At 69.4% G+C, this 24597-nt stretch carries 26 protein-coding genes and 1 riboswitch; of the genes, 11 read left to right on the forward strand and 15 right to left on the reverse strand.

Translation table 11 applies throughout. The features are described 5' to 3' along the window. Positions 1–41: 41 nt before the first annotated feature. Positions 42–545: a GNAT family N-acetyltransferase gene (locus PT015_RS23735; protein ID WP_285187706.1), complete on the forward strand. Its 504-nt coding sequence runs from the start codon at positions 42–44 to the stop codon at positions 543–545. Here the strand turns inward: PT015_RS23735 and PT015_RS23740 are convergent. Next, entirely contained in the window at positions 542–1441 is a 900-nt protein-coding gene (locus PT015_RS23740; RefSeq protein WP_285187707.1) for a class I SAM-dependent methyltransferase, read from the reverse strand. The genes PT015_RS23735 and PT015_RS23740 overlap by 4 nt on opposite strands. A gap of 131 nt (positions 1442–1572) precedes the next feature. Between PT015_RS23740 and PT015_RS23745 the strand changes: the two genes are divergently transcribed. Together PT015_RS23745 and PT015_RS23750 are read left to right on the forward strand one after the other, a co-directional pair. After that, positions 1573–1857: a hypothetical protein gene (locus PT015_RS23745; protein WP_285187708.1), complete on the forward strand. Its 285-nt coding sequence runs from the start codon at positions 1573–1575 to the stop codon at positions 1855–1857. Positions 1858–1904: 47 nt separating this feature from the next. Beyond that, positions 1905–2597 carry a cation transporter gene (locus tag PT015_RS23750; RefSeq protein ID WP_390887894.1) on the forward strand — a complete coding sequence of 231 codons (693 nt, stop codon included), beginning with the start codon at positions 1905–1907 and terminating at the stop codon, positions 2595–2597. Between the two features lie 20 nt (positions 2598–2617). On the opposite strand, the gene PT015_RS23755 is transcribed toward PT015_RS23750, so the two are convergent. The 10 genes from PT015_RS23755 to PT015_RS23800 form a co-directional block, all read right to left on the reverse strand. Continuing rightward, positions 2618–3175: a DUF7676 family protein gene (locus tag PT015_RS23755; protein WP_285187710.1), complete on the reverse strand. Its 558-nt coding sequence runs from the start codon at positions 3173–3175 to the stop codon at positions 2618–2620. After that, positions 3162–4604 carry an ATP-binding cassette domain-containing protein gene (locus tag PT015_RS23760; RefSeq protein ID WP_285187711.1) on the reverse strand — a complete coding sequence of 481 codons (1443 nt, stop codon included), beginning with the start codon at positions 4602–4604 and terminating at the stop codon, positions 3162–3164. The genes PT015_RS23755 and PT015_RS23760 overlap by 14 nt, the downstream gene beginning before the upstream one ends. Then, on the reverse strand, positions 4601–5659 hold the full coding sequence (locus PT015_RS23765) for a FecCD family ABC transporter permease (protein ID WP_285187713.1): 1059 nt from the start codon (positions 5657–5659) through the stop codon (positions 4601–4603). Before PT015_RS23765 ends, PT015_RS23760 begins: the two co-directional genes overlap by 4 nt. Then, on the reverse strand, positions 5656–6822 hold the full coding sequence (locus tag PT015_RS23770) for an ABC transporter substrate-binding protein (protein WP_285187715.1): 1167 nt from the start codon (positions 6820–6822) through the stop codon (positions 5656–5658). Before PT015_RS23770 ends, PT015_RS23765 begins: the two co-directional genes overlap by 4 nt. Before the next feature lie 54 nt (positions 6823–6876). Beyond that, a riboswitch (cobalamin riboswitch) is annotated at positions 6877–6993 on the reverse strand. A 47-nt stretch (positions 6994–7040) separates the two neighbouring features. Further along, positions 7041–7415: a DUF5073 family protein gene (locus PT015_RS23775; RefSeq protein ID WP_285187717.1), complete on the reverse strand. Its 375-nt coding sequence runs from the start codon at positions 7413–7415 to the stop codon at positions 7041–7043. Then, on the reverse strand, positions 7415–8200 hold the full coding sequence (locus PT015_RS23780) for a heavy metal-binding domain-containing protein (RefSeq protein WP_285187718.1): 786 nt from the start codon (positions 8198–8200) through the stop codon (positions 7415–7417). The genes PT015_RS23775 and PT015_RS23780 overlap by 1 nt, the downstream gene beginning before the upstream one ends. Before the next feature lie 40 nt (positions 8201–8240). Continuing rightward, complete coding sequence (gene ctpC, locus PT015_RS23785) at positions 8241–10337, reverse strand: manganese-exporting P-type ATPase CtpC (protein WP_285191252.1); 2097 nt, start codon at positions 10335–10337, stop codon at positions 8241–8243. Positions 10338–10440: 103 nt separating this feature from the next. Further along, the gene (locus PT015_RS23790) at positions 10441–10725 is read right to left on the reverse strand and encodes a DUF1490 family protein (protein WP_285187720.1); all 285 of its coding nucleotides are present in this window, start codon (positions 10723–10725) and stop codon (positions 10441–10443) included. 209 nt (positions 10726–10934) lie between these two features. Beyond that, entirely contained in the window at positions 10935–11606 is a 672-nt protein-coding gene (locus tag PT015_RS23795; protein ID WP_285191253.1) for a TIGR03089 family protein, read from the reverse strand. 45 nt (positions 11607–11651) lie between these two features. Then, complete coding sequence (locus PT015_RS23800) at positions 11652–13112, reverse strand: LCP family protein (protein ID WP_285187722.1); 1461 nt, start codon at positions 13110–13112, stop codon at positions 11652–11654. Between the two features lie 69 nt (positions 13113–13181). Between PT015_RS23800 and rfbD the strand changes: the two genes are divergently transcribed. Genes rfbD through PT015_RS23815 form a run of 3 tightly spaced genes read left to right on the forward strand, consistent with a single transcriptional unit; the run spans position 13182 to position 16047 of the window. Then, positions 13182–14033 (forward strand): dTDP-4-dehydrorhamnose reductase, encoded by an 852-nt coding sequence (gene rfbD, locus PT015_RS23805; RefSeq protein WP_285187724.1) that lies wholly within the window; start codon positions 13182–13184, stop codon positions 14031–14033. A gap of 34 nt (positions 14034–14067) precedes the next feature. Next, the gene (locus PT015_RS23810; RefSeq protein ID WP_285191254.1) at positions 14068–14928 is read left to right on the forward strand and encodes a glycosyltransferase family 2 protein; all 861 of its coding nucleotides are present in this window, start codon (positions 14068–14070) and stop codon (positions 14926–14928) included. Positions 14929–14976: 48 nt separating this feature from the next. Then, complete coding sequence (locus PT015_RS23815) at positions 14977–16047, forward strand: mannose-1-phosphate guanylyltransferase (RefSeq protein ID WP_285187726.1); 1071 nt, start codon at positions 14977–14979, stop codon at positions 16045–16047. Here PT015_RS23815 and PT015_RS23820 read toward each other — a convergent pair. From PT015_RS23820 to cofD, 3 genes are all read right to left on the reverse strand, one after another. Beyond that, positions 16029–16583 carry an NUDIX hydrolase gene (locus tag PT015_RS23820; protein ID WP_285187727.1) on the reverse strand — a complete coding sequence of 185 codons (555 nt, stop codon included), beginning with the start codon at positions 16581–16583 and terminating at the stop codon, positions 16029–16031. The two genes, PT015_RS23815 and PT015_RS23820, sit on opposite strands and share 19 nt — an antisense overlap. Then, positions 16580–17929, reverse strand: coding sequence for a coenzyme F420-0:L-glutamate ligase (locus PT015_RS23825; protein WP_285187728.1), 1350 nt, complete (start codon positions 17927–17929; stop codon positions 16580–16582). The genes PT015_RS23820 and PT015_RS23825 overlap by 4 nt, the downstream gene beginning before the upstream one ends. 69 nt (positions 17930–17998) lie before the next feature. After that, positions 17999–18985 carry a 2-phospho-L-lactate transferase gene (cofD, locus tag PT015_RS23830; protein ID WP_285187730.1) on the reverse strand — a complete coding sequence of 329 codons (987 nt, stop codon included), beginning with the start codon at positions 18983–18985 and terminating at the stop codon, positions 17999–18001. A 369-nt stretch (positions 18986–19354) separates the two neighbouring features. Between cofD and PT015_RS23835 the strand changes: the two genes are divergently transcribed. After that, positions 19355–19690: a WhiB family transcriptional regulator gene (locus PT015_RS23835; protein ID WP_285191255.1), complete on the forward strand. Its 336-nt coding sequence runs from the start codon at positions 19355–19357 to the stop codon at positions 19688–19690. A 67-nt stretch (positions 19691–19757) separates the two neighbouring features. On the opposite strand, the gene PT015_RS23840 is transcribed toward PT015_RS23835, so the two are convergent. Continuing rightward, on the reverse strand, positions 19758–20180 hold the full coding sequence (locus tag PT015_RS23840; RefSeq protein ID WP_285191256.1) for a metallopeptidase family protein: 423 nt from the start codon (positions 20178–20180) through the stop codon (positions 19758–19760). 161 nt (positions 20181–20341) lie between these two features. On the opposite strand from PT015_RS23840, the gene PT015_RS23845 reads away from it, so the two are divergent. From PT015_RS23845 to manA, 4 genes are all read left to right on the forward strand, one after another. Beyond that, positions 20342–20782, forward strand: a complete 441-nt coding sequence (locus PT015_RS23845; RefSeq protein ID WP_285187732.1) for a DUF3499 domain-containing protein — start codon at positions 20342–20344, stop codon at positions 20780–20782. Between the two features lie 86 nt (positions 20783–20868). Further along, positions 20869–22266 (forward strand): phosphomannomutase/phosphoglucomutase, encoded by a 1398-nt coding sequence (locus PT015_RS23850; protein WP_285187733.1) that lies wholly within the window; start codon positions 20869–20871, stop codon positions 22264–22266. Further along, entirely contained in the window at positions 22263–23348 is a 1086-nt protein-coding gene (locus tag PT015_RS23855; RefSeq protein WP_285187734.1) for a TobH protein, read from the forward strand. The genes PT015_RS23850 and PT015_RS23855 overlap by 4 nt, the downstream gene beginning before the upstream one ends. 21 nt (positions 23349–23369) lie before the next feature. Then, positions 23370–24596 (forward strand): mannose-6-phosphate isomerase, class I, encoded by a 1227-nt coding sequence (manA, locus tag PT015_RS23860; RefSeq protein ID WP_285187735.1) that lies wholly within the window; start codon positions 23370–23372, stop codon positions 24594–24596. Position 24597 lies beyond the last annotated feature (1 nt).

A 24597-nucleotide genomic window follows, 5' to 3' on the forward strand; every position in this document is an offset into this window, starting at 1 on the left:
TCGCGGCCAATGTACGGTGACTCCGTGACGGGCAAGCCGACATGAGCGGCGTGCGGATTCGGTCGGCCACCGAGGACGACCTGGTGCGGGTTCGCGACATCCTCAACCACTACATCGAGCACTCCGTCTTCAATTTCCGGACGGAGCCGCAGAGCCTGGACGAGGTGCGCGCCCTGTGGACGCTGCGGCACCAGCGTTTCCCGTGGCTGGTGGCCGTCGCCGACGAGCGGGTGATCGGTTTCGCGTACGCGGGGCCGTACAACGAGCGCGCCGCCTATCGATGGACCGTCGAATCCACCGTCTACGTCGACTCCTCGGCGCATCGCCGGGGCGCCGGTGACGCGCTCTACGCCGAGCTACTGAATCGGCTGCGCGACAGCGGATTTCACAGCGCGGTCGCGCTCATCGCGTTGCCGAACGATCCGAGCGTGCGACTACACGAACGGCACGGCTTCGAGTTCGTCGGCCGGGTCCGCGAGGCCGGCTTCAAGCACGACGCCTGGCATGACGTCGGCTACTGGCAATGCCTGCTGGCCGGCAACTAGCCGAGTTGCGCTGTGCAGTAATAGTTTTCGGTCTGACCGTCGTTACGCTGCGGTACCGACAGCCCGGCGTCGGCCAGCAACTGAGCCGACCGGTGCCGCGTCGTCCGCCAGCCGCGCGCGTCCAGGTACGGCGCGACATCATGGCGCTCGCCGCCGTACCAGAGGTCGTCCAGGCGGGCGTCGAGGCCGTGCTGATACCACTTCTCCGACGTCGCGTGCATGACCTCCAGCGACTCCGGCGTGCTCAGGAAGATCTCCACCACCAGGTGGCTGCCTGGCGCGCTGAGCTCGGTGATGTTGTCCAGCAAGCGATCCTGAGCATCCGGCGGCAGGAACGCCAACAGACCTTCGGCAACCCACGCGGTGGGCGCCCCGGCGTCGAAGCCCGCCTGCCGTAGCGCCGCGGGCCAGTCGTCGCGCAGATCGACCGGGACCGCGCGCAGGTCGACCGTGGGCTCGGCGCCGGCGGCGGCCAGGGTCGCGGTCTTGAAATCGGTCACCTGCTGCTGGTCGATTTCGAACACCACGGCGTCGTCGGGCCAGGACAGTCGGTAGCCGCGCGCGTCGAGGCCGGACGCCAGCACCACCACCTGACGCATGCCGGAGGCCGTCGCGTCGGCGATGAACTGGTCGATCAGGCGGGTTCGCACGGCCAGCAGGTCGGTCATCGGCCGCATGCCCCACGGGTGGCCGGGGATGTCGACCTCGTCGCCGCTGATCTCGCCGTTGGCCCAGCGGGTGAAGAAGTCCACGCCGACCGCGCGGACCAGCGGTTCGGCGAACGGGTCGTCGATCTGGCCCTCGCGGGTGGCCCGGCCGCGGCCCGCGGCCACCATGGTGGCGGTGGCTCCCACGCTCGTTGCCAGATCCCAGGTGTCGTTGTCGGTGCGCGCCATGCCAGCCAGGGTAGCCATCCGATGCTGGCAATTACCTTGTGGCGCTGGGCCACAATTCAGCGACATCACTTAACGCACCGGTCAGTTGCCATTCACTTTTCGAGGCCTACGGCGGCATAAGGTACGGCCTTATGAGCGCACCTTCGCCTGCCTCAGGGGTGGCATCGGACGGCAACTGGTCCCCGCAGCGGTGGGAGACCACCTTCATCAGCGTGACCAATGAGTCCCTGCAGGTTGTCATCGACGAGGCGAACCGGGCCCTCAACACCCACGGTGCGGAGGGCTGGGAGGTGGTGAACTCCTCGGTTCAGCGGGTCCAGGTGTCGCACCACTTCGCCGGGTACGACAAGGGTGGCGAGTTCTACTTCGAGTGGAGCATCGTCTGCACCCTGAAGCGGCCTTTGACGCCCGCTTGACGGTCGGGCTGTCCCGTCGGCGCCGCGAATTGACCTAACATCGCTGGGTGACCGAATCCCGTTCGATGGCCGATCAGGCCGGCCTCGTCGCCGACGCCTGCGGCCACGAGCACGGGCACGCGCCTGCCGTCGCGCACGATTCGCGCTGGCAGCACGGTGCGAAATGGGCCTACCGGTTGGCCTGGGTCAGCATGGTCGCGATGCTCACCGAGGGCGTGGTCGGGCTGTGGCAGGGCCTGTCGGTCGGGTCGATCGCACTGACCGGGTGGGCGCTGGGCAGCCTGCCGGAGGCATTGGCCAGCGCGATGGTGGCCTGGCGATTCTCCGGTTCGCGCACCGCTTCGGCGACCGCCGAACGCCGCGCCCAGCTCGGTGTCGCCTGGTCGTTCTGGCTGACCGCCCCCTACATCGCCGCCGAATCCGTCCACCACATCCTGGACCGGCACGACGCCGAGACGTCGATCGTCGGCATCGTCCTGACGGCCCTGTCGCTGGTGTTGATGCCGATTCTGGGGCGCGCCAAGCATTCGCTGGCCGAGCGACTGGGCTCGGCGGCCACCGCGGGGGAGGGCACGCAGAACTACCTGTGCGGCGCCCAGGCCGCGGCCGTCCTGGTCGGCCTGGCGGTCGCCGCGATCTGGCCCGGCGTCTGGTGGTTCGACCCGGCGATCGGTCTGGGCATCGCCGCCGCCGCGATCTGGCAGGGCGTCAAGTCCTGGCGCGGCGAGGACTGCTGCTGACGGCTCAGCCGTGGCGCGCGTCAGCCATGGCGAAACCCCTTGCCGGAACGGTCAATCGGGTCGGGGTCCAACCCGAGGAACTTGGCCCGCAGGCGGTCCCACAGTTCGAGTTGCGTCCAGTCGGGCTCGTCGCGCAGTTGCTGTGTGTTGGTCAGGAACGGCCCGGGCAGCATCAGCGTCATCAGCTGGTCGTCGCGCCCGTTGAACAGGCGCACGCCCCACGACGTCGGGGCGCCGTCCTTGCCGATCCGGCGGTACAACTCGGCGCGCGCGCAGCGACGGATGCGGCCGAGCTCGGGACCGCTGTCCTTGTGCTCCCCGATGCACAGGTGAAAGTGCCAGCGGCCGAAGTCGACCGTCGCGTACCCGTCGTACATCGATATCCGCTTCGGCGGGTTGGGCGCGGCGACCTCCCAGGCGGCGCCCTCGACCAGCACGCCGAACCAGATGTCGTCCCAATACTCTTCGAAGCACAGCGTGATCAGGCTGAGCAGATTCTGCTCGTCGGTCGGTAGCGGCCAGACCTGCTCGCGGCCGTTGTCCTCGGTGTCCTGAATGGCGGGGCTAAAGTCGATCATCGAGTTCCCTTTCCGGCACCCTGCTCAGGGCGCAATCTCCGCAGAGCCCGCTACGAGGCGTGCGGTAATACAAACAGCAACTGGTGCGGCGGTAGCCCGTATCGCTGAAACGAACCGCGGTGCTGAGCCGTGGGTCGGTGCAGATGTCGCGCGCGAGCAGCCATCCCGCGGTGGTGGCGCCGCCGCTGTCGAACACCCGCGCGGCGCCGAGTAGGGCCGACGCCGCATTGCCACGCAGCAGTCCCGAGGAGATCGGGCCGAGCCGGCGCAGCGCGGCCGCAAGCGGGTCGAGATGACGCTCGAAGAGCATGTCGGTCAACTCGATTCGAAGATCCCCGGCCTGTTTCGCCCGGGGGTGTTCGAGGTGCAGCGCGATCTGACCGTCGTTCTCGCGGAACAGCAGTTGCTGCGGGGGGAGGTCGACGACCATCCCATAGCCGGCGGCCGCGCCCAGCCCGATGGACCACAGTCGCGCGGCGAATCCGAGATAGAAGGTCGATGCGGCGACGCGTTGCTCGGTGACCTCCATCCGCGCTCTGACTCGCTCGACGATCTCGGCCAGTACCGCGGGATCGTGGTAGAGCCGATCCACCGGACGCCAGCCCCCGTCGAGCGGTCCGGTGCCGAGCGCGAAATACGGGCTGACACCGGCCAATTCGGCAAGCGCCGAGACCGCCGCCGGGTCGCTGGAAGGCGTTATCTCGCAACCGAATACGGTGTTGACCCGCCCGTCAGAGGTGAGCTCGCCGGGACTCGCATCGACGAGTGCGCCGTCGCCGTCGAGCAGCCAGGCCCGATCCGCATGGCGCAGAGCAAGTTCCAGGTCGTGGGTGGACAGCAGGATCGTCAGGCCCTGCTCGCGGGCCAGCCGGCGCAGCATCTCGGTCAGCGCGGCACGTGAGGGCGCATCCAGAAACGCGGTCGGCTCGTCGAGCACCAGGACCTCGGGCTGCTGCGCCAGCGCGCGGGCGGTCATGACGCGTTGCCGTTCACCGTCGGACAGGTCGGCGGCGGGCCGGTCGGCCAGGTGCAAGGCGTCTACGGCGGCCAGCGCCTGTTCCACGATCTCGTAATCACGGCGCGAAAGTCGGCCGGTGACAGTGAGATACGGAATGCGGCCCAGCGCGGCGAGTTCGCGGGCCGACAGCAGCCCGGGGTCTATCGCGTCGGTGAGCACGACCGCCACGCGGCGGGCCAACCGGTCGGCCGGCACGCCGGCCAGGGGCGTGCCGTCCAACAGCACCTGGCCAGACAGGGGCGGCTGCAGCCCGCACAGGGTGCGGATGAGCGTCGACTTCCCGCAGCCGTTGGGGCCCAGCAGCACCGTGAGTTCGCCACCGCGTGCCGTCGCCGACAACCCCGCGGCGACGATGGTGGCCCGTCGCCGGTTGCGGTAGCCGATCGTCAGGTCGCGAATGGTCAGGCTCACCGCTGCATCCCCACGCCGTGGCGACTGCGCACCAGCACCAGCACCACGATCGGCGCCCCGACCAGGGCGGTCACCGCGTTGACCGGCAGCACCGCGTCGCTGCCCGGTACCTGGCTGACGATGCCGCAGGCCAGGGCCACCGCGGCGCCCATCAACGCCGTCGTCGGCAACACCGCGCGATGGTCCGACGTGCCGAGCGCCAACCGGGCCAGGTGCGGCACCGCGAGCCCGAGGAACGCGATCGGCCCGCAGAACGCCGTCGTCGCGCCGGTGAGCAGCGACGCCGACGCCACCGTGATCAGTCGCGCCTGCCGCACGTCGATTCCGAGTGTGCGGGCGTAGTTTTCGCCCAGCAGCAGCGCGTTGAGCGCGCGCACGGCCAGGGCCGCGACCGCGATTCCCGCCGCGACGACGGGGAGCAGCAGCTTCAGGTCCCACCAGGTGGTGCCCGCGAAGCTGCCCAGCCCCCACAGCAGGTACTGCTGCACCCGCAGCGGGTCGGCATAGACCAGGAGCACGCTGACCACGGCAGTAGCCGCGGCGCTCACCATCACCCCGATCAGCAGCAGCGTCGCCGCCGACCGGACCCAATGGGCCAGCACCAGGATCAGTGCCAGCACGGCCGCGGCGCCCACCGCGGCGGCGACGGCCATCGCCGCGCGACCGCCGGCCAGGCCCGCGGTGAAACCGGATCCGGTGGCGATCACCACCGCCGCGACGCCCAAGCCCGCACCGGAACTGACGCCCAGCACGTAGGGGTCGGCGAGGGTGTTGCGGAACAGGGTCTGCATCTGCAGGCCCGCGACACCGAGACCGGCGCCCGCGGCGATCGCGGTGAGCACGCGGGGCAGTCGCACGGAGTGCACGATCACCTGCCACCGTGGGTCGGACGCCTGCGCGCCCACCAGCGCTCGGGCGGTGTCGAGCAGCGGCACGCGCACCGGACCCAGCGCGAGGCCCAGCATGGTCAGCACCACCACCGCGGCGGTCAGGGTGCCCACGACGATTGCGGTTCGGTTGAGCCGCAACGAGATCGGCGATGCCGCGGCGGTCATGCGCGCTGCACCTGGCGGTAGAAGCTGAACTCGTGCTGCGCTGCCAACTCGGGGTGCAGGATCGCGACCAGATCGCCGAGCACCAGGTCGGGTCGGGCCGGGCCGCGCTCCCAGTAGTCGCTGCCCGCCCCGGTCGCCGACCACACCTGACCGCCGCGCACCGCCGCGAGTTCGCCGTACCGGTTGTCGTCGGCGATGGCGTCGCCGGTGGTCTTCCAGTCGTTGGCGACCAACCACGTCGGCGCCTGCCCGGCACGGGCATAGACCGATTCGAAGTTCAGCTGCAGCGAACCGCCGCTGGTGTCACTCGCCCATGGATAGCTGCCGCCGGCGTCGACGATCAGGCGCCCGGCGTAGTCGGCACCCGACGGCATGAACCAGGTGCCCTGATACATGGCCCCCGTCAGCACCTCGACGGGCCGCGCGCCACTCGTTTTCGCGGCCACCGCGGCGTAGTTGCCGCGCAGCGCGGCGTAGGCCTCGCCGGCTTTCTTCTCGGTCCCGGTGAGCGCGGCCAGCACCTTGATCCACTCGGCGCGGCCCAGCGGGGTGGCCTCCAGCCATTCGGCGTCGGCCAGCACGGGCACGCCCGCGTCGCGCAACTTCGGGTAGGCGGGCTGGTCGATGCCGGCGGTCACCAGCACGTCGGGGTGGGCGGCGACGACGCTTTCGATGTTGAGCTGGTTGCCCGTGGCGTAGCCGACCACCGCGCCGCTGCTGATCCGCTGGCGCAGTTGGGGATCGACGACACCGGCGGCGTCGGCGACTCCGGTGACGGTGTCCGTGCGATCCAGTTCGGCGAGCATGCCCAGTTGGGTGATCGAGCCGGAGTACAGGCCGGCGACCGGGACCGTGATCCGTTGTGCCCCGGCCAGATCGCCGCTCAGTTCGGGGGCGGGGGCCCCGCAGCGCACCAGCACGTAGGACTGGGACTTGCCGTGCGGGTAGGGCTGTTTGACGGTCAGCACCTGATAGCTGTCGTGGTAGCTGAGGGTGAAGTTGGTGGCATCGACGACCGTTGACTTGTCCGGGAAATAGTCAGCGCCGGAACGGAAGTCGGTGATGCAGTCGCGTCCGGGGTGGGCGGTGGTGGTGGGATGCGTGGCGCAGGCCACCGGCAGCCACGCGCTCACCATGAGCGCCACCCAGGCACGGCGTGACATCTCGCCAGCTCTCTCGGGGTCGACCGCCCCGGGTTGGTCGTGTGCGACGACGCGAGTGTCCTGGCTCTCGGATCGCCGCTCGCCTCGCCTTCCAGCCGGGTGGGCCGTGGCTCGTGAGGTTCGCTCCCCGATGACAGTGGCGGGACCGCGCCGGATTCGCACCGGCTTCCTACGTCGTCGTCGCCTTACCGGGGCAGTATCGCACGTCGCTGCGTTGGCTACGCCGTGCCGGCGCTCAATGCATCCACAGCCGCGTCGATGTTCGGGACCACCGCGGAACCGTGGCGGGCGACCAGTTGGCCCAGCGAGCGGGCCAGGTGCGGCCCCACCGCGTCGGCCAGCAGCACCTCCTCGCCGATCACCACGCCGCCGACCACGTGTGCCGCCGAGAGTCGGTGGTCGGTAGTCACCTCGTAGCGCCAGTCGCCGATCTGCAGTCGCGCCGGTTGCGACTTGAACATTCCACGCTTGGCGGCGGTGTGCGTCACGCCGGGCAACCCGGCAAAGACGTTGATTACCAACCCGATTCCACCCGGTCCGGCAAGGGCGTGGTGGACGGTGCGGCTGACCCGGTCGGCGTCGAACCCCACCATCAGTCGTTCATGGCCAGCACGAACTGCGGCGTGATCGTCTCGGGTGTGCCGATGCGGCGCACCGCCGTTCCGGCGGCGTAGAACTCGACGGTGTGATAGCCCCACGCGTAATTCTGGATGTTGAAGTGGACGCCGACGACACCGTTGGCGCCGTCGCGTTCGGCCTCGCCCTGCATCCGCGACATGGCCAGCTCGCGGGCTTCGTAGTTGCCCTGCGTCCACTGCGGCATCTCGGTGTTGCGGCCCATCTGCCGCAGGGTCTGCAGAAAGCCTTGCGCGGCAATGTGAAACACACAGTTGCCCATCACGAACGCGACCGGCGCCCAGCCGGATCGCAGCAGGGTGGCGAGATCCTGTCCGGACAGGTGGCTCGAAAACGCCTGTCCGTTGTTGCGTTTGAACGACCCGGGCTTCGGGCTGTAGCGCACCGCGGTGCCGACCGCGATGAACTCCAGATGCTCGGCCTCGGCGCCGTGCTGACGCCATTCCAGCCGGACGCCGACGACGCCGTCGGCGCCCAGAGCGTCGGCCTCGGCCTGCATGCGGGCCATCGCGTTCCAGCGCGCCCGGTACGTCGCCTCGGTGAGCACCGGCAACTCGGATTGCTGTCGGATGCCGGTGAATTGGTACCCGACGTGATAGACCGAGACGCCCATCACGAGGTCGAGCGGTTCGAAGCCGGCGCCGTGCAGGAGCGCGAATTCGTTGATGGACAGGTCGGAGGTGAAGACCTTGTCGGCGTGCGAGAGGCGTTCGCTGGCAACGGGGTCGAGGGGAGTAGACATCGGGGCATCATGACACCGATCGGACGGTCGGTGTACTTGTTCAGTCCAAGCGATACCGAATCAGGCGTGAACTGTTTGCGACGACGGCCACCGACGAGGCGTTGTGCAGGATCGCGGCGAGCACCGGCGACAGCGCACCTCCGGCGCCGATCAGCAGCCCGGCGGCGTTGACGGCGATCGACATGCCGTAGTTCTGCCGGATCACCTCGACCGCGCGGGTGCCCAGGTCACCCACGTCGAGCAGGCGGCGCAGGTCGTCGTTGGCCAGCGCGACGTCGGCGGTCTCGACGGCGACGTCGGTGCCGGCCAGGCCCATCGCGATGCCGATGTTGGCGGCGGCCAGGGCCGGGGCGTCGTTGATGCCGTCGCCGACCATTCCGACGATGTAGCCCTCGTCCTGGAGTTGGCGCACCACCTCGAGTTTGTCCTCGGGCATCACCTCGGCGCGCCACTCGTCGATGCCGAGTTCGCTCGCGACCACCGTGGCTATGTCGGGGTGATCGCCGGTGAGCATGACGATGCGGCGAATACCGTTGGTGCGCAACTGTGTCAGCACCTCGGGTGCCTCGGCCCGCACCTCGTCGCGCAGGCTGATCAGCCCGACCAGCGTCTCGTCCACGGCCAGCAGCAGGGGAGTCTCGGCCTGGCGGCGCAGCTTGTCGACCCAGTCGGAGGCCTCCTGGGACACCGCGACATTCTCCGAGCGCAGTAGCGACGGGCTGCCCAGTAGCAGCGTCCGCCCGTCGGCCCAGGTCCGCATGCCGAGGCCGACGAGCACCTCGCACTCCTCGTGCGGCGGGATGGTGATGCGGCGCTCCTCGGTCGAGCGGATCACCGCCTCGGCCAGCGGGTGCCGGGAGTGCAACTCGGAGCTCGCCGCGTAGGCCAGTACCTGCTCGGGCTGCCAATCATCGTGCAGCGCAATGATGTTCGTGACGACGGGGCGGCCCACCGTGAGGGTGCCGGTCTTGTCGAAGACGATCGCGTCGACTCGGCCGGCCTGCTCGAGGTGCGAGCCGCCCTTGATCAGGATGCCGCGGCGCGCGCCGTTGCCGATCGCGGCGCTGATCGCCGTCGGGGTAGACAGGCCGACCGCGCACGGGCAGGCGATCAGCAGCATCGTCATCGCGCGCCGGACGTCGCCGGTCAGCGCCAGCGTCACCGCGGAGACGATGAACGAGATCGGGACGAAGCGGCGGGAGAAGTTCTCGCCGACGGTCTGGATCGGCGCGCGGTCGTGCTGAGCCTCCTCGACGCGGGAGATGATGCGCCCGATGGTGGTCTGGTTGCCGACCGCGCGGGCCCGAATCACCAGCCGCCCACGCAGCACCACCGACCCGGCGTGCACGGCCGCGCCGGTGACGACGCTGACCGGCAGCGTCTCGCCGGTGATGGCCGACTGGTCGACGACCGCCTCGCCGTCGACGACCTCGCCGTCGACCGGGATCGCCACGTGATCGTGCACCACCACGTCGTCGCCGATCTGCACGGTGTCGATCGGCACCTGCACCTCGTTACCGTCGTCGAGCCGGACCCAGGCGGTGTCGGCGGTGCCGCGCAGCAGGTCCGAGATGGCGCGGCGGGTCCGGCGCAGCGTCAGATCCTGAAGGTACTCACCGATATTCAGCAGCCAGAGCACCGTGAGCGCGACGACGTTCTCGCGCAGCACCAGGCTGGCGACGGTCGCCGCGGTCACCAGGGCGTCGGTGCCCGCGCGCCCGTTGCGCAGCCCGCGCAGCGCGCCGCGCAGGAATGGATAGCCCATGAAAATCGTGGCGCCGGTGGCGACCAACTGGCCCGACCCATTGAGCAGCGGAGGGCGGTTGAATGCGTAGCGACGCAGCCCGAGCAGCGTCAGCGCGGCGCCGCCGATCACCATCCGCAGGACCTCGGTGTTGCGGATGTCCGCCGAGCGCGGGGTGCGCACCGGAATCAGTTCGGCGGCAACATGTTCGGCTTCGGCGATGGACTTCAGAACCTGGTCGCGATCGGTGCGCTTCGGCGAGTACCAGACCACGACGGACCCGGTGTGCGGATAGGCGTGCACCGCCCGAACGCCGTGCTCGCGGTCGACGGCTTCTTCCACCGCGACCGCGCGTCGCGAATTCGCGCGCACCCACGGCACTTTCACCCGCATCCGCCCTGCGGCGTCGGACACGACCTGGAGATCGGTCACGCGTCCGCCGACGATGCAGAGCACGCAGCGCGATGAAGAGGAGGCGGACGATCTAACACGGCGATCAGTGGTCGTGGTCGTGATCGTGCTCGCCGATCGCGGGCGGCTGGGCCTCCTCGCCGATGCGCTCGCGGGCCTCGGCGACCACGTCGGCCAGTTTCAGCCGGGCGGATTCGGCGGCCTCCTCGGCCTTGCGGGTACCGCGCAGGCTCCACTCGGTCGCGGACACCGCGGCCTCGTGCAGGGGGGCCTTGTTCAGGGCCTTCCGCAGGAGTTCGTACGCGCTGACGCCGACGACGCCGGTCACCACCGTCCCGGCTGCCTTTCCCAGTAGGCCTGACACCACCATCGCGAACGTCCTCCCGTTGTCTCGTAGGCACGAGCCTATGCCCTCCGACGACCGTAGCATCGACATATAGCGATATCAACATGGATTCGCGCGCGGCCTTGGAATCCCATCCGTCACACGCGTCTCGCCGGGGTCGGGGGACCCGATGTGCCCGCCTTCGAGCGAAATTTGCTGACGAATTCGCTCAGAGGTGGGCATAAAGTGCATCGCTACAAATTCCGCGTCACCTTCTCGGTCTCCGTCTTGCGGGCCAGCGCGGCGGGGTCGGGGTTGGCGACGTAGACCAGCGACCCGCCCACCGACAGCACGGTGAGCAATCCGCCGATCACGTCGTCCGGCGACTCCCACGCAGCGGTCGAGAGCACCCGGTCGCCGCCCGCCAAACCCTTTGCCGCAGCGGCGTTCTGGCACGCTGTCAGCACCTCATCGACGGACCTGCCGTCGAAGGCCGGGCCCGGCCGCTGCTCGCCGGCGATCTGGTCGCCGTGCACCCGCACCGCCGTTGCGTAGTCGGTTACGCCGACCGGCAGGTCGTCGACGGGACGGCCGAACGCGTCGAGCGACAGCACCGCCACCTCGCCCGCACCCGTCGCGTCGGCCTCGTCCAACCGGTCGAGGGTGCACAGCGCGACGTCGGCGTCGGAGCCGAAGACCACCTCGGCGCCGATGTACCACGCCCCGAACAGCACCGATGCCGTCTGCCAGTGCGCCGGCAGCAGCACCGCCACCCGGCTGCCGGGGCCCGCGCCCAGCTCGTCGCGCAGCAGGTTGCCGGTCTTGGCCGCCCAGTTGAACAGCGTGACGGCGGACAACTCGATGCGCTCGCCGGTCGCGTCGTCGTAATAGGTGATCCGCGGGCCGACTGGGTCGGCGCGCAGCATCGGATCCAGAATCGCGGCGCTGAGAGTGCTCACCGCGTTAGTCAATCAGTTCACGCACTCCGGGTGATCGCTGCCGGCGGTCAGGATCGGCGATGGCGGGGGAGCCTCGCCGGCCGAGTCGGGGTGCGACGCGGCCGCCAGCCGTGGGCCGCCGTCGCTCAGGCCCGAACCCGGGCCGGTGTAGTCGCTGCTGAGTACGACCCGGACCGAGCCCTGCGGCACCGACGTGTTCGCGACGACGGGCAGCCCGCCGAGTTCCTTGGCGATGGCCTGGGCGCCGAGGTCGTCGGCGCTGGCGGCCTGCACCTGGGTGTTCTTCACATGCGCGGCGTCGTTGTTGCCGACCTTGCCGGCGCCAAACCCCTTGGAGCTCAACACTTGTGACACCGACGAGGCGAGACCGTTGATGTCGGTGTCGTTGAGGACGCTGGCGCTGGTCTTGTCCGGCGCGTAGGTGAGTTCCTCGGTCTTGCCCTTGGCCTGGCCCTCGAGCAGGCCGGCGACCCAACCCTGCACCTGATGCGGGTCGACCCGCACGACGCTGTGCATGCCGTCGTCGCTCCACCCGGACTCGTCGAGCACCGGGATGGTCGCGAAGGCCACCCGGCCGGCCGCCAGCTTCTGCAACTGGTTGACGAAATCCATGATGTCCCAACCGGATGACAGCACCACCGAGCGCTGGATCGCCGACTGCAGCCGGTTCAGTGTGGCCGGGCTGGACAGCGTCTTGCCGGAGATCACCTGGTGGGCCAGCGACGACATCACGACCTGCTGACGTACGACGCGATCCAGGTCGCCGCGGGGGAGTTCGTGCCGCTGCCGGACGAAGCTCAGCGCCTGCGGGCCGGTGAGCTTCTGCGGCCCGGCCGGGAAATCCGCACCCGACATGGGTTCGAAGACAGGCTCTTTGAGGCAGACGTTGACGCCGCCGAGAGCGTCGGTGATCAGCGAGAAGCCAAGCAGGCCGATCTCGGCGTAATGGTCGACGGTGACGCCGGTCAGGTCGGCGACGGTCTTGATCAGCGCCTCACGGCCGGCCTCGGTGCCCTCACGCTCGGCCTCGTCGGGCGCGGCGCCCGATTCGACCAGGCTGACCCGCTTCTCCTCCTTGGTCTGGCCGTAGACGCCGTTGATCTTGGTCTTGCCCAGCCCGGGCGCCGAGACATAGGTGTCGCGCGGGATGGAGATCGCGGTCGCCGACTTCCCGTTGTCGGGGATGCGGACCAAGATGATCGTGTCGGTGTTGCTGGCCACCTCGTCGCCGGCCTTCAGCGACGCGAGTTCCTGCTGACTGAGCGGGTTACCGTGCGCGTCGGTGCGGCTGTCCATGCCGACCAGCAGGATGTCGAGCGCGCCGTCGTCGCCGCCGTGACCCAGCGAAGGCGCGAACACGTGGTAGATCCCGTCCTCGAAGGAGCGGACCTGGCTCCACGCCAGCCCCGTCACAAGGACGACCAGCACGGCCGTCACGGACGCAATCACACGAGTCACCCGTTGCTCAGGCATCACAACAGATTACTTGCGTAACAGCGGTAACTCGGGTAGCCAACTCCCGGCGTGCCAGACTCGTAGTCAATGTCAAAGCGAATTGTGATCGTCGGCGGCGGGGGACAGGTAGGAAGCTTCCTGGCGGCCGAGGCCGACAGGCAGGGCCGCGACGTGCTGGCGCTGACGTCGTCGCAGTGGGACATCGCCGATCCCCGGCGCGCGACCGAGATCGTGCAGGCCGGCGACGTGGTGATCAACTGCGCGGCCTACACCGCCGTCGACGACGCCGAGCAGGACCGCGACCGGGCGCACGCGATCAACGCCGCCGGGCCGGGTCACCTCGCGCGGGCCTGCGCCGGGGTCGGCGCGCAGCTCGTGCACATCTCCACCGACTATGTCTTCGACGGCTCGGGGTCGCGCCCCTACGAGCCGACCGACCCGACCGGGCCGCTGAGCGTCTACGGGCAGACCAAGCTGGCCGGCGAACAGGCGGTGCTCGAGGCGTTGCCGGGGGCCGTCGTGGTCCGCACCGCCTGGGTCTACACCGGCGGTGACGGCAAGGACTTCGTCGCGGCCATGCGCCGACTGGCCGCCGGGGACGGCATCGTCGACATGGTGGACGACCAGACCGGCTCGCCCACCTACACCGGTGACCTCGTCGGCGCGCTGCTCGAGGCGGCCGACGGTCGCGTACACGCCCCGAACGGCGTCGTGCACGCCGCCAATGCCGGCCAGGTCACCCGCTGCGGGCAGGCCCGCGCGGTGTTCGAGATCCTCGGCGCCGACCCGGAACGGATCCGGCCGGTCAGCAGCGACCACAATCCGCGGCCGGCCCCGCGGCCGACGTATTCGGCGCTGGGCGCGCGGCAGTCGGCGGAGGCCGGGCTGTCGCCGCTGCGGTCGTGGCGCGATGCTCTGGTCGAGGCGCTGGCCACCTGACCGTTACCCTCAACGCGTGAGTGACGTCCTGCCGGTGGTGACCGTGACCTATTCGCCGGGCGTCCACCTGGACCGTTTCCTGGCGTCGCTGTCGCACGCGACCGAGCGGCCGGTCAGCGTCCTGATGGCCGACAACGGGTCCACCGACGGCACGCCGCAGGCGGCGGTCGAGCGTTACCCGGGCGTGCGGTTGTACTCCACCGGCTCCAACCTCGGCTATGGCAGCGCCGTGAACCGCGCGGTCGCCCTGCTCGACGAGCAAGGGGATGCCGCCGACGAATGGATCATCGTCGCCAACCCGGACGTGCAGTGGGGCCCCGGCAGCATCGACGCGTTGCTGGACGCCGCCACCCGCTGGCCGCGTGCGGGCACCATCGGTCCGTTGATCCACGACCCTGACGGGTCGGTGTACCCGTCGGCGCGCCAGCTGCCCAGCCTGATCCGCGGTGGCATGCACGCGGTGCTCGGCCAGTTGTGGAAGAAAAACCCCTGGTCGGTGGCCTACCGGCAGGAACGTCTGGAGCCCAGCGAGCGACCGGTCGGCTGGTTGTCCGGCTCATGCCTGTTGGTGCGTCGAGCCGCTTTCGAGCAGATCGGCGGCTTCGACGAGCGCTACTTCATGTACATGGAGGACGTCGACCTCGGCGACCGGATGGGCCGGGCCGGCTGGCTCAACGTCTACGCGCCGATGGCCGAGGTGCTGCACCACAAGGGCCACGCCACCGCACGGGAGTCGTCGCGCAATCTGGCCGCTCATCACAAAAGCACCTACACCTACCTCGCCGACCGGCATTCTGGACCGTGGCGCGCGCCGCTGCGCTGGGGCTTCCGGGCCGGCCTGGCGGTGCGGTCGCGCTTGATGATGCGAAACGCTGAAGAAGAGCGGCGCCGATGAGTGCGCCGACGACGATGCAGAGCGCAGCGATGAGGAGGAGCGGCGCCGATGGTTAAGCAAGTGGACGCGGTTGTTCTGGTCGGCGGCAAGGGAACCCGGCTGCGACCGTTGACGCTGTCGGCGCCCAAGCCGATGCTGCCGACGGCCGGGCTGCCGTTCCTGACGCATCTGCTGTCGCGGATAGCCGCGGCGGGCATCGAGCACGTGATCCTCGGAACGTCCTACAAGCCAACGGTTTTCGAGGCAGAGTTCGGCGACGGGTCGAAACTCGGTCTGCAGATCGACTACGTCACCGAGCAGAACCCGCTGGGCACCGGTGGTGGAATCGCTAACGTCGCAGAGCATCTGCGCCACGACACCGCGATGGTGTTCAACGGCGACGTGCTCTCCGGGGCCGACCTAGGCCAGTTGCTGGACTATCACAACGAGCAGCAGGCCGACCTGACCCTGCATCTGGTCCGCGTCGGCGACCCGCGGGCCTTCGGCTGCGTGCCGACCGAAGACGGCCGTGTCACAGCGTTTCTGGAGAAGACCGCGGACCCGCCGACCGATCAGATCAACGCCGGCTGCTACGTCTTCTCCCGCGAGATGATCGACCGGATCCCGCGGGGTCGCGAGGTCTCCGTCGAGCGTGAGGTGTTTCCCGCGCTGCTGGCCGACGGCATCAAGATGTGCGGCTACGTCGACACCAGCTATTGGCGCGACATGGGCACCCCCGAGGATTTCGTCCGTGGATCGGCCGACCTGGTTCGCGGCATCGCGCCGTCGCCGGCGCTGGGCGGCCAACGCGGCGAGTCGCTGGTGCACGACGGTGCCGCGGTGTCGCCGGGCGCGCTGCTGATCGGCGGCACGGTCGTCGGACGCGGCGCCGAAATCGGTCCTGGCGCAAGGCTGGACGGCGCGGTCGTCTTCGACGGCGTGCGCATCGAGGCCGGCAGCGTGATCGAACGCTCGATCATCGGGTTCGGTGCGCGCATCGGCCCGCGGGCGTTGGTCCGCGACGGCGTGATCGGCGACGGCGCCGACATCGGCGCGCGGTGCGAGTTGTTGCGCGGCGCGCGGGTGTGGCCCGGTGTCAGCATTCCCGACGGCGGAATCCGCTACTCCAGCGACGTCTGAGCGCGGGACACCGCCTGCGACACAAGGTATCTCAGGCCGTCGTCGGTGCCGTCGGGCAACGCGTCGATCGGCCACCACCGCAGGTCCACCGACTCGTCGCTGACCACGATCTGCGCCCCGGCCGGCGCGCGAGCCACGAACTGCAGGTCGAGATGCCGCGTCGGCACACCTAGCGAACAGGTGAGCGCGTGCACGTTGATCGCGACAAGGTCGGGGGAGAGCAGCAGGTCGTCGACGCCGGACTCCTCGATGGCCTCGCGCAGCGCCGCGCCGAAGATGTCGATATCGGAATCCTCGCAGTGCCCGCCCAATTGGACCCATCGGCCGAGCCGCGGATGCAGCGTCAGCAGCACGCGGCCGCCGGTCTCGTCGAGCACCAACGTCGACGCGGTGATGTGCCCGGGCACGCACGCGCGCAGGCAGGCGTCCTCGCGGGCGTCGAGGAATGCCAGCACCGCATTGCGCAGCGAATCCTGCGAGTGGTCCGGCGGATGCCAGTCGGCCAGCAGCGCGATCGCCGAGCCGCGTAGGCTCACTTGCGCACCAGCAGGTCGGTGACGGGCACCGGATCACGCGGGCCGGACGGCTCGACGGCATAGCCGATGGCTATGGCGCCCAATGGTTCCCAGTCGGCGGGTAGCTCCAGTTCGTCGCGCACCAAGTCGGCGGCGAAGATCGTCGACCCGATCCAGCAGCTGCCCACCTCGCGCACGGCGAGCGCCACCAACAACGCTTGCACCGCGGCACCGACCGCGACGGTGAACATCGTGTGCTCGGCGTCGGTCCGCGCGGCGTCGGGATAGCTGTGCGCGCCGTCGGGCACCAGGAACGGGATCACGACATCGGGTGCGTCGTAGAGAATCTGGCCGCGGGCCACCCGCCGCTGCACCGCGTCCGCGGGCTTACCGTCGGCGGTCAGGTCGGCCACCCACTTGTCCCGCATCCGCTCGAGGAGTCGGTCGCGGGTCGCGCGGTTCTGCAGCCAGACGAAGCGCACCGGGCGGGTGTGATGCGGGGCCGGCGCGGTCAGCGCCTCCGCGACCGATTCCTCGATCAGCTGCGGCGGCACCGGTTCGGTGGCGAATTGGCGCACCGAGCGGCGCAGCAGTAGGGCCTCGCGGCGGCCTTGCTCCAGGGCCTCGGCGGTGCCCAGCCAGAACAGGTCGTCGGTTCCGGACCGTACGAGATGACGCGCGGTGGCGTCGGTCTCGGTTACCACGCCGGACGGTAATCCGCGGACCACCGCGACCGGGATCGCGGTCAGTTTGCCCTTGACCAGATCGGCCGCCGCCGCGATCTCGTCGGCGACGGCGACCTCGGTGACCAGCAATTCGTTGCCGTGTCCGTCGACGGCGCCGAGGTAACCGTGCAACACCGAGACGCCGGCCGCGCCGATCGCCGCGTCGGTCTGGCCGTTGCGCCACGCGCGGCCCATGGTGTCGGTGACGACGACGCCGACAGTAACGCCGAGGTGTTCGCGCAGCGCGGCGCGCAGCGCAGCGGCGCTACCGTCGGGATCGACTGGCAGCAAGGCCAATTCGTCGGTGCCGATGTTGGAGCCGTCCACGCCCGACGCCGCCTGCACCACGCCCAGGCCGTTCTCGGTGATCAGCGTGCGGCCTTTGCGAGCGAGCACCCGCACGGACTCCGCATCGACCAGCTTGCGGCGCAACGTGTCTCGCTCGTCGGGATCCTCCGGCGCGGAGACCAGCCGGCCCTCACACTTGGACAGCACCTTGCTGGTGACGACGAGGACGTCACCATCCCGCAGCCAGGGTGCGGCCGTCGCGAGCGCCGCGCCGAGATCGTCGCCGGGCCGGAATTCGGGCAGACCGGCCACCGGCAGGATCTCGATCGCCGACGCGGTGCCGTGCTCAGTCACGCCGCTCCTCCTCAGCGGCGCCGCTCATGCGGCGTACGGGCGGGTCGCCGGCGGGCTCGGGAGAAGCGGTCATACCGCCACGCCCGCGAGATCGAGACCGGCACTGACCATCTCGGCCGTCGCCTTCGGGTCGGTCATCAGCAGCGGCACCGACCGCACTCCGATGCCGTCGATCTCGGCACGATCGCCCTCGTGAATCATCCAGTAATCGAGGATCCCGGTTCCGGCGCGCGCCCCGTGATAGCGCGCGACCGCCTCGGCGGTCGACTCCACGCCGATGACCTTGAGGCACTCATCGGCCATGCCACGCAACGGCTTTCCGTCGATGATCGGCGAGTAGCCGATGATCGGGGCGCCGGTGGACCGCAGCGCCGCCCGGATGCCCGGCACCGCCAGGATCGCCCCGACGCTCACCACCGGGTTCGAGGGCGCGATGAGCACCACGTCGGCGTCGGCAATGGCGTCGGTGGCTTCGGTTGTGGTGTGCGCCTTTTCGGCCCCGATGTAGGCGAAGCTGTGGGTCGGCAGCTGGGCGCGGTAGCGCACCCACCACTCCTGGAAGTGGATCGCGCGCTGGTTGCCGCTCTCGGGATCGGTAACTACGACGTGTGTTTCGCAGCGATCGTCGCTGACGGGCAACAGCCGAGCGCCGGGCTGCCAGCGGTCGCACAACGCGGCGGTCACCTCGGACAGCGGGTAGCCGGCCCGCAGCATCTGGCTGCGCACCAGGTGGGTGGCCAGGTCGCGATCGCCGAGTTGAAACCAGTCCGGCTGGACGCCGTAAGCCACGAGTTCCTCTTTGGCGTGCCAGGTTTCGCCGCGATGCCCCCAGCCGCGCTCCGGGTCGACGCCGCCACCGAGGGTGTACATGCAGGTGTCCAGATCAGGGCAGATGCGCACGCCGTGCATCCAGGCGTCGTCGCCGATGTTGACGATCGCGGTCAGTTCGTGGTCACCCGCAGGGCCCGAGGCGAATTGGCCCAGTCCGAACAACTGCTGCACCCCGAGCAGGAAGCGCGCACCGCCGACGCCGCCGACCAGAACCGTCACCTTCACACCGCACGACAGTACGCGCGACGACGGCGCAGACGCGCAGGTGAGTCGGGTGCACGACGCGCCGGGATGATGCCGGAATGCCTTGTGTGACAGGTGTGACCGACACACCACTCGCCCGGAGGCCTCAGTGCCGCAAAAAATTGGTCACGGGATGATATGGAAATCTCGCGAATCGCTTGCGAATCCGTTCTTACCCGTGTGTAATCACAGCAGTGTCATTTCGGTTGGCCGGCCGGATTCGGTATCGCAGACCGAGATTCGATCAAATGTTCGAATCGAGATGGCCGATATCAGAACAGTGTTGACATTCGCGATCTACGAAACCAGGTGAGGAGGCGGAGCATGTCCTATGAACACCTTCGGGGGCTAATGGGAGGAACACCGCACACCGCTCCCGGTCTGCCGTTGACAGGGGTATCGCAAAGGCCCCATTTGAGTTTGGTTCCCGACGCCATCGAAGACGAGTTCGTGGCGATCGAGGAGGCAACAGATCAGTGGCAAGACCGTGCGTTGTGTGCTCAAACGGATCCAGAGGCGTTTTTCCCCGAGAAGGGCGGCTCCACCCGCGAGGCCAAGAAGATCTGCCTTGGCTGCGAGGTTCGGAGCGAATGCCTGGAGTACGCGCTGGGGCATGACGAACGCTTCGGCATTTGGGGTGGGCTATCCGAGCGCGAGCGTCGTCGCCTCAAGCGCGGAATCGTCTGACTTTAACGGGGTTATCGAATAGCGGGTGACCCGCTGAGCGTGCAGCAGCCGCGCTCGCGGTCGCTCGCTATTCGTCTTCCATGTTCGGGTCGATGACCGACGGCTCGACGTCCAGATAGGTCGCCACCTGGGCCACCAGGATTTCATGCAGCAAATCGGCCAGCTCGACGGTGTCTTTTGCCCGTCGCTCGATTGGCTTGCGAAACAACACGACTCGCGCCCGGGTGGCGCTGCCGCGCACGTCCACGCCCGCGGCGATCAGCCGGGCCAGCGCGATCGGCCCGTCGGCGACCACCTCCGGCGGCCACTGCACGTTGTGCGGATCCTTCGCCGAAATGCGCGGGATCTCGTCGACGGCGACGTCGAGTCCGGACAGCCGATCCTGCCAGCGTCGCTCGATCGGTTCGTAGGCCTCCAGCACCGCCATGTCGAAGCGCTCGGCCCGGCTGCGCCAGCCCGGAACCGTCGGCGGCAGCAGTGGGCCGCGCATGTCCCGGCCGCGGCGCGAGACCCGGGTGCCCCTCGAGCGGCGGCCGCGCGGGGAGCTGCGCGAATCGCTCACCCGGCGATGGTAACGGTTGGGCATCCTGCCTTCGATGTATGCGCGTGTCCGCCGCCGGATGATCGTTTTCGCACGATAACCTCTCGATCGTGAACGTTCCGCGTCGCTGCTGCAGGCCAGGGTGTCCGCATTATGCGGTCGCGACGCTGACCTTCGTGTACTCGGATTCCACCGCCGTGGTTGGCCCGCTGGCAGTCGCGAGTGAGCCACACTCCTGGGACCTCTGCGTGAGCCACGCCGGGCGGATCACCGCCCCCCGCGGCTGGGAGCTGGTTCGGCACGCCGGCCCGCTGGCCACCAACCCCGACGAGGACGACCTGATCGCGTTGGCCGAGGCGGTCCGGGAGGGCCGCGACATCGCAGCCGCCGGCGGTGGCACCCTCAACGGCTTCCACGAGTCCGCCGGTCAGCTGACCGCCGCTCCGGCCGAGGTGCCGGCCGCGGGGGTGCTGACCTCGACCGCAGCCCGCCCGGCCACCAACGGCCGTCGCCGCGGCCACCTCCGCGTGCTGCCCGACCCCGCGGAGTAGCGGCCGCGCATCGGGGCGTCCAACTGGGTGCGTCACCCCGGCTAAACTTGGCGGCGTCCTATCAGTCGTCGTCAGGAGCCTTCTCGATGTCTCGGCCCGCTGCGGCTGTCCACCGTGTGATCAAGGCATATGACGTACGAGGTCTGGTCGGCTCAGAGATCGATGGGCCGTTCGTCCGCGACGTCGGCGCGGCCTTCGCCCGGCTGATGCACAGCGAAGGCGCCCGCCAGGTCGTCATCGGCTACGACATGCGGGACAGCTCGCCGTCGCTGTCGGCGGCCTTCGGCGAGGGAGTCACCGGCCAGGGTCTGGACGTGGTCCGCATCGGACTGGCATCGACCGACCAGCTGTACTTCGCTTCCGGCCTGCTCGACTGCCCGGGCGCGATGTTCACCGCGAGTCACAACCCCGCCGCCTACAACGGCATCAAGCTGTGCCGGGCCGGCGCCAAACCCGTCGGCGCCGACACCGGATTGACCACCATCAGCGACGAGGTGATCGCCGGCGTCCCGGCGCCCAGTGGTACGTCCGGATCCGTCGCCGACCGGGACGTGCTGACCGAGTACGGCGCGTTCCTACGCTCGCTGGTCAACACCGACGGGCTGCGGCCGCTGCGGGTGGCAGTCGATGCGGGCAACGGAATGGCCGGCCACACCGCGCCCGCGGTGCTCGGCGCGATCGACTCGCTGGAACTGCTGCCGCTCTACTTCGAGCTCGACGGCACGTTCCCCAACCACGAGGCCAACCCCCTCGACCCGGCCAACCTGACCGACCTGCAGGCCTTCGTGCGGGAGACCAAGGCCGACATCGGGCTGGCCTTCGACGGCGACGCCGACCGCTGCTTCGTCATCGACGAGCGCGGCCTGCCCGTCTCGCCCTCGACGGTGACCGCGCTGGTCGCCGCCCGCGAACTCAGCCGTGAGATCGGCGCGACGGTGATCCACAACCTGATCACGTCGAAGGCCGTGCCCGAGCTGGTCATCGAGCGCGGCGGCACGCCGGTCCGCTCGCGGGTCGGGCACTCCTACATCAAGGCGCTGATGGCCGAGACCGGCGCGATCTTCGGCGGCGAGCATTCGGCGCACTATTACTTCCGCGACTTCTGGGGTGCCGACTCCGGCATGCTCGCCGCGCTCTACGTGCTGGCCGCGCTCGGCAATCAGGAACGACCGCTCTCCGACCTGACCGCCGACTACCAGCGTTACGAGTCGTCCGGCGAGATCAACTTCACCGTCCACGATTCCGCGTCCTGCGTCGAGGCCGTGCTCAAGGCGTTCGGTACCCGGATCCAGTCGATCGACCACCTCGACGGCGTGACCGTCGACCTCGGCGAGGGCAGCTGGTTCAACCTGCGCACCTCCAACACCGAGCCGCTGTTGCGGCTCAACGTCGAGGGTCGATGCGTCGAGGACGTCGACGCCGTCGTCGAGCAGGTAGGCGTCGAGATCAAGCGGCAGGTCGGCCAGCCGGAGGCCGTCACGTGAATGCGGTCCAGGCCGTGATCGACCTCGACGACACCGAAGGCCTGCTGGGCGCCGACCGCGACGGACTGCTGCGGGCGGCGTCGATGGCCGGCGCGCACGTGCGGGCGGTCGCCGCCGCCGTGGACGAGGGCGCGCTGGATGTACTGAGCGCCGACGACCGGCCACGCACGGTGATCTGGGTGGCCGGTCGCGGCGCCGCCGAGACCGCTGGATCCATGCTGGCCGCCACTGCGGGGGGGTCGGCGCCCGCGCCGATCGTCACCGCCTCGGAGGCTCCGCCGTGGATCGGGCCGCTGGACGTGCTGATCGTGGCCGGCGACGACCCCGGCGATCCCGCGCTGGTCGGCGCCGCCGCCAGCGGGGTACGGCGCGGCGCGCGAGTGGTCGTTGCGGCGCCGTTCGAGGGTCCGCTGCGGGACAGCACCGCCGGCCGAGTCGCGGTGTTGGAGCCGCGGCTGCCGATCGTCGGCGACTTCGGACTGTGCCGCTACCTCGCCGCCGGGCTCGCGGTATTGGGCGGCGTCGACGCACGGTTGCGGGTGGACCTGGCGGCGCTGGCCGACGAACTGGACGCAGAAGCGCTGCGCAACAGCGCGAGTCGCGAAGTCTTCACCAATCCGGCCAAGGCGCTGGTCGAGCGCATACTGAGGCGGCGCGTGGTGCTCGCCGGCGACAACGCCGCGACGCTGGCGCTGGCCCGGCACGGATCGGGCGTGCTGCTGCGCGCGGCGAACGAGGTGGCCGCGGCCACCGGGCTGGCGGACGCGCTGACCGCGTTGCGCACCGGAGCCGGCCCGGCCTTCGTCGACCCGACCGAGGCGCTGTTCCACGACGAGGAGATCGACGGACCGCTCGCCGACCGGCTGCGGATTTTGCTGCTGACGCTCGAAGTGGAGCGGGCCGTCGTCGCGGCGCGGGTGGCCGGGTTCGACGACGTCGACCTCGTCGGCGCCGAAGACGTGCCTGACCTCCAGGATGTCCCGACCGCTCGACCGGGGGTCCAACGGGCCGAGCAGCAGCTGGCTATATTAGCTCTCCGGTTGGAGATGGCTGCGGTTTATTTGCGGCTGGTACGGGGATAACTGGTTCTGAGGTAATGCCAAGTGCAGTTGCTACGCGGAGCGATTAGGACATACGCGTGGGGGTCACGGACCGCCATCGCGGAGTTCACCGGTCGCCCGGTGCCCGCCGCGCACCCCGAGGCCGAGCTCTGGCTGGGCGCCAACCCCGGTGATCCCTCCTGGCTGGAGGAACCGGACGGCGAGGTCTCGCTGCTACAGGCGGTGGTCGGCGACCCCGAAGGCCAACTCGGTGCCGCGGCCCGCGCGCGATTCGGCGATGTGCTGCCATTCCTGGTCAAGGTGCTCGCCGCCGACGAACCGCTGTCCCTGCAGGCCCACCCCAGCGCCGAGCAGGCCGCCGAGGGGTACCAGCGCGAGGAGCGGCTCGGGATTCCGGTGAACTCGCCGGTGCGCAATTACCGCGACGCCAGCCACAAGCCCGAATTGTTGGTCGCGCTACAGCAATTCGAGGCGCTCGCCGGATTCCGGCCCGCAGCGCAGACCATCGAGCTGTTGCGGGCGCTGGCGGTGTCCGACCTCGACCCGTACATCGACCTGCTCAACGACCAGTCCGATGCCGATGGGCTGCGGGCGTTGTTCACCACCTGGATCACCGCGCCGCAGCCCGACATCGACGTTCTGGTCAGCGCGGTGCTGGACGGTGCGATCACCTATTTGAGTTCGGGCGCAACGGAATTCGCGGCCGAGGCCAGAACCGTGCTGGAGCTGGGGGAGCGCTACCCCGGTGATGCCGGTGTACTGGCTGCGCTGCTGCTCAATCGGATCACGCTGAATCCGGGCGAAGGTATCTTCCTGTCCGCCGGAAACCTGCACGCCTACCTGCGTGGCGTCGGCCTGGAGGTAATGGCCAACTCCGACAACGTGTTACGCGGCGGTCTGACCCCCAAGCACGTCGACGTTCCCGAGTTGCTACGCGTCTTGAATTTCACTCCGACGCCCGTGGCGCAGTTGCGGGCCGACACCCATCCTGACGGGCTGGCGTCGTTCTACGACACGCCCACAACGGAATTCGCGGCGTCGATGCTGACTCTCGGTGACGACCAGATCGGCCACGAGGTCGATGCGCCGTCCCGCCACGACGGTCCGCAGATCCTGCTCTGCGTCGAGGGTGAGACCGCGGTGCACGGCAAGTCCGGGAAGTTGACACTGGCCCGCGGCGCCGCCGCCTGGGTGGCCGCCGACGACGGCCCGATCCGGCTCGTCGCGCAGCAGCCGACGAAGATCTTCCGGGCTACCGTCGGCCTGTAGC

Source organism: Candidatus Mycobacterium wuenschmannii (genome assembly GCF_030252325.1).
GTDB lineage: Bacteria > Actinomycetota > Actinomycetes > Mycobacteriales > Mycobacteriaceae > Mycobacterium > Mycobacterium wuenschmannii.